Raw genomic sequence first — 7,396 nt, 5'->3', positions numbered from 1 at the left:
GCGCGGTCTGGTCGCGTTGATGGAGTGTTGGACCGCGCGAATCTCACCGATCAACTGGCTCATCTCCGACTGGTACTTGAGCTGGCTGATCTGTCCGTCGTTGCGCGCCTCGACCAGCTTTTGCTTTCTGTCTCGAAGGCTCGCGAGCTGGTTTTTCATGTCGCCGACGTGGTTGCTGACGAGCGCCTTCTGTACGGATTTGTTCTTCGTCTGGTTGAACTGGGCGACCCACATACCGGTATCGACCGTTCCTTGCGCCTGCGTGGTGCTGACCTGCATGAACGACGATATTTCTGCACCGAGGGTGCTGTTGTCGTCCGCTTGCTGGTTCGTTTGGAACGATGCCGCGGTGATGTCATCGGCCTGCGTGTTTTGCGTCGGTGCCCCGGCGGTCGGGACGGCGAGGGCGAACCCGGATAGAGTAAGGACGACTAAGAGGACGGCACGAGGGGAGTTCATCAACAGGTCATTACCACCCGCTGATTAAAAAGGGGGTAATTCGTTCGTTCTGTTCACGAGCCGAAATGAGGGTGCGAGAGACGAGAAGAACGTTTAAAAACAACGCTCAGTCGTCCAATCTCTCCATCGCGTGGGAGGCGGCGAAGACCGAGACGAAGGAGAGTGCAACGGTTATTAGGGGAAGCACAAGCCCGACCTCGTACCGAAGCGGCGGGTGGTAGCCGAAGCCGTAGTCGAGAACGTCACTGCCGAGCGACACGACGAGCGCCGCGGCCAGCGCGCCCGTGGTCGTCTTCCCGTAGTTCGGGATGAGGTACGCTTCGGCGACGAACCCGAGATGGGTGATGATGATGCCCCAGTAGTCCCACAGGGCCTGTTGGTCCCACGGCGGGCCGAAGTAGAGCGAGAAACCGAGGTTGAGCGCGAGGAACGTCCAGAGTCCGAACTTGACCAACCAGACGAAGGCGAACGTATTGAGATACGCGAGTGGGAGGTTCTGTGGCGCGTCGGAGAGTCGATTCCCGAGATTCGGCAGGAGCGTAAAGAGCGAGGCGGCCATGAGCGCGAGCGCGGTCGGGGAATCGGCGTACAGCGGCCAGAGAAACGTCGGGAAGTTCGGCATCGTCCGGATGTAGAAGTCGAGACCGACGAGGATGGCGGCGACGTTGACGACTATCAACCAGACCAAACTCGGCGTGTTCTCCAGATAGTAGCGGGCGTAGCGCTCGGGAATTGCCATATTGTATCCGCGTTGCGAGTTACTAAAAGAACTGCTATCACCGTTGCAGGTCCGAAACGGGTGGAACGAACGACGGGTAGATTTGTCCTTCTTCATAACTGTTCGGGATAACTACTATATAATTATTGGTCCTTGTGTGATATTGACTATCATGTTTGAGTCGTTTTCCAGCGGCTACTACCTCGGGCGATTGTACGTCGAACCACACGACGGTGAACACGCGGTTATGAGCCGCGACGAACACGAGTCCGTGAACCAAGCCCTGTACTCCTCCGGTGAAGGCGTCGAGCGGTTGGACTGGCCGCTCGTGATGAAAATCGACCAGCAACACTTCCCCGTCCACGCGGAGGAGGGCGTTCCCGAGAACACGCTCGCGCTTCCCGATACCGTGCTCGAAAACACGCGAATTCGAAACCCGCCGGAGTTGAAGGAGGTTCTGCTGGCGAAAGCGGATCGTGCCGAACAACTCATCCGGTACCAACGCGAGCATCCCGGATTCGGAAACACCGGCGCGGTGTAAGCGACCGGCCAGCGGGTGTAAGCGACCGCCGACCGCACGTGCTCACGGGGACGTGCTCACCAGGATGCACCTTCTCGCGCGCCATCCGGTACGCAAAAGAGTACGGACTTCGTATCTCCGGGTATGGTTTCGGCCGCCACGATGCTCGGACTCTTCGTCATCATCCTCGTCAACACCGTCATCACGGCGGTTGTCGTTCGCTTCTTCCGTCTCCGCCTCTCGACGCGCTGGGGAGCGGTCGTCTACACGCTCCTACTCGTCCCGCTCGTCTACGTCGTCACGACCATCGTGTTGAGCGGCGTGGTCGGGTTTGGGGGCAGCGGTATCCGAGACATCGGAACCGCCCTCATCCTCATCTGGGTGCTTCCGTTCTCGCTCGGTGTCTCCATCGACCTGTTCTGGATGCCGCCGCCCGAGGAAGTCGAATTGCCGGACAACTCGCGCAAGCAACAACAGGGTCGCTGAGGGCACCACCGTCACCCATCCCACCCCGAACACGACCGCGAGGGGTTCCCAGAGGTAGAGGAGGCTCGCGGGACCTATCAGCGTCGCCGTGAGACCGACGCCGACGAGCGCGCGGAGCCACGGCGCTGGCGAACCAACCCCCACCGCCAGTATCGCGTCCAGCAGGTCGAACAGCAACAGCGCGGCCACGAGGTATTTCGTTCGCACGCGAACCTGCGAGGAACGCTCCGGTCGCTCGGGCAGCTTGAACAGCGGAACGACGAGTCGAATTCGCTCGGGAAGCGAGAGCGGCGGCAGGCGCATCGGCGGCAGCGTGAATCCGAGTCCCGAATCGTCGTCCCCCTCGGTCATAGGTGACGTACGTCCTCGACGGTCAAAACTACTCGTCCGCGTCCTCGGTGACGCGTTCGATGGTGGAGACGACGCTCTCGATGACGTCCTCCGGCGACTGGGTCGCATCGACTCGGACGAACCGGCCGGGTTCCGCGTCCATCAGCCGCTCGTAGTTCGATTGTACCTGCGCGAGGAAGCCAGCCTGTTCGAACTTGTTCGTCGCGCCGCTCCGCGCCGCGCCTGTCTCGGGGTCCACGTCGAGGTAGATGGTGCAGTCGGGCGGGCGCGTCCACGGCTTGTGGACGCCGATGATGTACTCCATCGGGCGCGAGACGACCCCATCCAGCGCGACGGCCTGATAGGCGTATCGGGAATCGGAATAGCGGTCGGAGATGACGAGTTTTCCCTCTTCGAGCGCGGGACGAACGGTGTCCGCGAGGTGGGCCGCGTGGTCGGCCGTGTAGAGGAACAACTCGGCGACCGAATCCGCGTCGTCGTCCTCGATGGAGCGGTTCACGGCCTCGCCGTACCACGAGTCGGTCGGTTCGCGGGTGAACACGGCGTCGGGGAACTCCTCGTGGAGTACTTCCCAGACGGTCGTTTTTCCGCTCCCGTCGAGTCCTTCCAGCGTGAGCAGCATAGCGAGACGTTCGGGTCGCTGGGTAAAACGTTCGGGGTTTCGGACGGAAACCGTCGAACGAGTTTCTCGTTGGCAGGTATCTTTAGGTCCGTTCGTCACCTATCTGAACTATGAAGATTCTCGTGACCGGCGGCACCGGTTTCATCGGCCGACACCTCGTCCGCGAACTCCACGACCGGGGACACGAGGTGACCGCGCTCGCTCGGAGTCCCGACGAGGCGGCGTTTCCGGCGGACGTCGAGCGAGCCATGGGTGACGTGACGGCCTACGCGTCCATCGAGGGAGCGTTTGCCGGACAGGATGCGGTCATCAATCTCGTCTCGCTCTCGCCGCTATTCGAACCGCCGCGCGGGCTCAACCACGTGCGCGTCCACCTCGGTGGAACTCGAAACGTCGTTCGGGCCGCGGAGGAACACGACGTCGGAAAAATCGTCCAGATGAGCGCGCTGGGTGCGGACCCGACGGGACCGACCGAGTACATTCGAGCCAAGGGGCGGGCCGAGGAACTCGTGAAGGGGTCCGACCTCCGGTGGACGATATTCCGCCCGTCGGTCGTCTTCGGCGAGGGAAGCGAGTTCCTCTCGTTCACGAAGAAACTCACGCCGCCGTACCTCGCGCCGCTTCCCGGCGGGGGAAAAACGCGGTTTCAGCCCATCTGGGTGGATGACCTCGCGCCGATACTGGCCGACGGACTGGACGAATCCCACGACGGGAGGATCTACGAAATCGGCGGCCCGGAAGTGTTGACCCTGGCGGAAGTTGCGAAACTCGCTCGACGGGCCGAGGGGCAATCGGTTACCGTGCTCTCGATCCCGATGGAACTCGCGGGCGTCGGGCTGAAAGTCGGCGGCGCGATTCCGGGATTCCCGATGGGTGCGGATCAGTATCGATCACTGAAGTTCGACAATACGACGTCGGACAACGATGTTCGGAACTTCGACATTAAATCCGAAGAATTGACTACGCTGGAGGAATATCTCGGGGTTGAGTCCATCGATCCGACATAACACAAACGAGACTCTTCTGGATATATGCAGACTTAAAGAGGGGGGTATATGATACAAATTAGATCGGAAAGGAAACTGCACCAAAATCCGATTCAGTATTGCGTTTTTGTGTTGTGAATGTCTGCAGTTTGAAACAGAACATACCACAAAGTTTATGCCCTCTTTCCTTCTGTTCTTCTCTCAACGGAGAAAGGTACCGAAAAATAAAACTCGCGATGATCGGATTTGGTCAGGCAGGCGGGAAAATCGTTGACAAGTTCCTGGAGTACGACCAGCGAACACAGAGCGGCATCGTCCGTGCGGCTGTCGCCGTCAACACCGCCCGTGCTGACCTTATGGGCCTGCAGCACGTCCCGGAGGACAATCGGGTGCTTATCGGACAGTCCCGCGTCAAAGGACACGGCGTGGGTGCGGACAACGAACTCGGCGCGGAAATCGCCGAAGAGGATATCGACGAAGTACAGGGCGCTATCGACAACATCCCCGTTCACGAAGTGGACGCCTTCCTCATCATTGCCGGAATGGGCGGCGGTTCTGGAAGCGGTGGTGCACCAGTCGTGGCGAAACACCTGAAGCGCATCTACACCGAACCTGTCTACGGGCTGGGTATCTTGCCCGGCGGCGACGAGGGGGGAATCTACACGCTGAACGCGGCGCGTTCGTTCCAGACGTTCGTCCGCGAAGTGGACAACCTGATGGTGTTCGACAACGACGCGTGGCGTCAATCCGGCGAGAGCATGGAGAGTGGCTACGAAGAAATCAACGAAGAAATCGTCACCCGTTTCGGCATCCTCTTCGGTGCCGGTGAAGTCGGCGGCGGCGATGACGTCGCGGAAAGCGTCGTCGACTCCAGCGAAATCATCAACACGCTCGCGGGTGGCGGCGTTTCCACCATCGGCTACGCCGCGGAAGAAGTGGAGATGCAGAACTCCGGCGGCCTCCTCTCGCGCTTCACCGGCGGTGGCGGCGGACAGGCCGAGGACACCGCACACACGACGAACCGCATCACGAGTCTCGTCCGAAAAGCGGCGCTCGGTCGTCTCACGCTTCCGTGTGAGATTCAGGGAACGGAGCGCGCTCTGCTCGTCATGAGCGGGCCGTCGCACCACCTCAATCGGAAAGGTATCGAGCGCGGCCGGAAGTGGCTCGAAGAGCAGACCGGCAGCATGGAAGTTCGCGGCGGCGACTACCCCGTCAACGAACCCAGCGTGGCCAGCGTCGTCCTGCTTTCGGGCGTGACGAACGTGCCGCGCATCAAGGAACTCCAGCAGGTCGCCATCGAGGCGCAGGACAACATCGACGATATCCAACAGGAGAGCCAAACGAACCTCGAAAATCTCGTCGAGGATGATGAGGATGAACTCGACCCGTTGTTCTAAGCTGTTCGCCCTGCTCCTCGTCGTCACGCTCGCCCTCTCGGCGGTCGCACCCGCCACGGCGATTTCGACGGAGCAGAGCGGCGTCCCGAACGACGCGGCGGTCGGCGATTCGGTGACGGCGAAGCTGACGCTCACCGACCTCTACAGCGACTACGAGCAGTGGACCCTGAACGGGGAGACCGAACTGACCGACGTGACGTGGACCGTCACGACGTTCGACCAAGCGGGCAACCAGAAGGCAAAGGAGTCCTACGACGGCCAGTCGTTCAACCACTCCCTCGCCCTCGACACCGACGCGAGCAAGGCGGTCGTGAAGGTGTCCGGCACCGTTCCCGAGGTCGAGAACTTCACGTTCGACCCGCAGCAGGAGTTCACGTTCGCCACGCTGAGCCAGACCCGGAAGGGCGGCAACAGCGAGGAAATCGAGACGTGGACGGCGAACTACCACACCGAGGACAGCAAGAGCGCCCGTGAGGCCATCGTCGGCGCACAGGGTGCCATCGACGACGCTCCCTCGGGTGCGAACACGAAGGACGCCGAAAGCACCCTCGACAACGCCATCTCGGCCTACGAGGCGCAGAACTTCGACAACGCCATCGACCTCGCCGACAAGTCGAAGAAGAGCGCCAACTCGGCCGCGGACAGGGCCAAGCAATCCGAACAGCAGAACAAACTGCTGATGTACGGCGGCGTCGCGGTCATCGGCCTCGTCGTCATCGGCGGCGCTGGGTTCTGGTACCGCTCCCAGCAGCAGGACAACTACCGCCTGCGCTGAATCGGCCTCCCCGTTTTCGCAACCGCTGAGGTAGCCGTTTTGCGACCACGCTTCCTCGTTTCGCAACCACTTAACCCGTCACCCGAGTAGCGTCGCGTATGCAGGTGGTGGTGCCGTTCGCCGCTGGCGAACCGAAGACGCGACTCGCCGAGACGCTCACGGCCGCCGAGCGCCGTGAGTTCGCGCTGGCGATGCTCGACGACGTTTGCGAGACGATTCGTTCGACCGGCCGGGAGCCGCAGGTGCTCACGACCCGCCGTATCGACATCGACGCGGGGCTCGCGGTGGACGAACGACCGTTGACGCCCGCCGTGAACGGGGTGTTGGCCGACGGCGACCCCACCGCAATCGTGATGGCCGACCTCGCGTTGGCGACGCCGACGGTGCTGGAGCGGCTCTTTTCGGCCGACGGCGACGTCGTTCTCGCGCCGGGTCGCGGCGGCGGAACCAACGCGCTCGTTTCCCGCCACCCGAATTTCGGGCGGATTACCACGGCACGTCGTATCTCGACCACCGCGAAATCGCGCGGGAGGTGGGTGCGTCGGTCACCGAACTGGACTCACACCGCCTCGCAACGGACGTCGATGAGACCGCGGACCTCGCGGAGGTGTTGCTGCACAGCGAGGGGACCGCCCGCGATTGGCTGCTGGACGCGGGCTTTTCGCTCTCCGTGACGGGTGGTCGAGTGACGGTTACGCGGTGACCCGCGAAGAAAAGCCGAAGCGACCCTCAGAGCGCCAGCCGAACCCAACCGAGCCACGGAATTCTGAGTCTCGCCTTGCCGACGATCCACGACGATTTGACGGGGCCGCTCATCGGCCGGGGTCGGTAGACCTGGTCGTACTCGTGGTTGTGGTCGCCCTTGGTGATGAACCCGGCGTGCGGTGCGGGGCAGTTCGGTAGCTCCTCGCAGTCGTCGGCGCCGCCGACGTACGCCTCGTCCCGAAGCTCCAAACCCTTTTACCCCCAACCCTGTAGCTCACACCATGATTCCGGGGGCCGACGAGTACGACATCGACATCAGTTTCGACGAAACGGACGTGAACCGACTCCTCGCCGTCACCCCGGCGGACGCCTCG

The 7,396-nt window shown here is 62.0% G+C and carries 7 protein-coding genes and 3 pseudogenes; 5 read left to right on the top strand and 5 right to left on the bottom strand.

What is annotated here, in order from left to right:
• Both BG842_RS03425 and BG842_RS03420 read right to left on the bottom strand, forming a co-directional pair.
• Positions 1 to 459: pseudogene (locus BG842_RS03425) on the bottom strand (hypothetical protein); the annotation flags it as partial.
• 106 nt (positions 460 to 565) lie between these two features.
• Positions 566 to 1,198 carry a DUF1405 domain-containing protein gene (locus tag BG842_RS03420; RefSeq protein WP_069449681.1) on the bottom strand — a complete coding sequence of 211 codons (633 nt, stop codon included), beginning with the start codon at positions 1,196 to 1,198 and terminating at the stop codon, positions 566 to 568.
• Between the two features lie 151 nt (positions 1,199 to 1,349).
• On the opposite strand from BG842_RS03420, the gene BG842_RS03415 reads away from it, so the two are divergent.
• Positions 1,350 to 1,718, top strand: a complete 369-nt coding sequence (locus tag BG842_RS03415; protein ID WP_069449683.1) for a DUF5802 family protein — start codon at positions 1,350 to 1,352, stop codon at positions 1,716 to 1,718.
• A 252-nt stretch (positions 1,719 to 1,970) separates the two neighbouring features.
• Here the strand turns inward: BG842_RS03415 and BG842_RS29525 are convergent, their stop codons facing one another.
• Entirely contained in the window at positions 1,971 to 2,534 is a 564-nt protein-coding gene (locus BG842_RS29525) for a hypothetical protein (RefSeq protein WP_175424069.1), read from the bottom strand.
• Positions 2,535 to 2,562: 28 nt separating this feature from the next.
• The gene (gene tmk / locus BG842_RS03405) at positions 2,563 to 3,156 is read right to left on the bottom strand and encodes a dTMP kinase (protein WP_007976846.1); all 594 of its coding nucleotides are present in this window, start codon (positions 3,154 to 3,156) and stop codon (positions 2,563 to 2,565) included.
• 110 nt (positions 3,157 to 3,266) lie between these two features.
• Between tmk and BG842_RS03400 the strand changes: the two genes are divergently transcribed.
• The 4 genes and pseudogenes from BG842_RS03400 (at position 3,267) to cofC (ending at position 7,020) form a co-directional block, all read left to right on the top strand.
• Positions 3,267 to 4,163, top strand: coding sequence for a complex I NDUFA9 subunit family protein (locus BG842_RS03400; protein ID WP_069449680.1), 897 nt, complete (start codon positions 3,267 to 3,269; stop codon positions 4,161 to 4,163).
• Positions 4,164 to 4,366: 203 nt separating this feature from the next.
• Positions 4,367 to 5,542: a tubulin/FtsZ family protein gene (locus BG842_RS03395; protein WP_069449682.1), complete on the top strand. Its 1,176-nt coding sequence runs from the start codon at positions 4,367 to 4,369 to the stop codon at positions 5,540 to 5,542.
• Positions 5,520 to 6,317, top strand: a complete 798-nt coding sequence (locus BG842_RS03390; RefSeq protein WP_083252416.1) for a hypothetical protein — start codon at positions 5,520 to 5,522, stop codon at positions 6,315 to 6,317. The genes BG842_RS03395 and BG842_RS03390 overlap by 23 nt, the downstream gene beginning before the upstream one ends.
• 98 nt (positions 6,318 to 6,415) lie before the next feature.
• Positions 6,416 to 7,020: pseudogene (cofC, locus tag BG842_RS03385) on the top strand (2-phospho-L-lactate guanylyltransferase).
• Positions 7,021 to 7,046: 26 nt separating this feature from the next.
• Here the strand turns inward: cofC and BG842_RS03380 are convergent.
• Positions 7,047 to 7,259: pseudogene (locus BG842_RS03380) on the bottom strand (S26 family signal peptidase); the annotation flags it as partial.
• Positions 7,260 to 7,396: the final 137 nt, after the last annotated feature.

This window comes from Haladaptatus sp. W1 (genome assembly GCF_001723155.1).
In the GTDB taxonomy this organism is placed as follows: Archaea; Halobacteriota; Halobacteria; order Halobacteriales; family Haladaptataceae; genus Haladaptatus; species Haladaptatus paucihalophilus.
The sequence above is the reverse complement of the archived record's forward strand: the minus strand, read 5'-3'. Positions and strand labels throughout refer to the sequence as shown.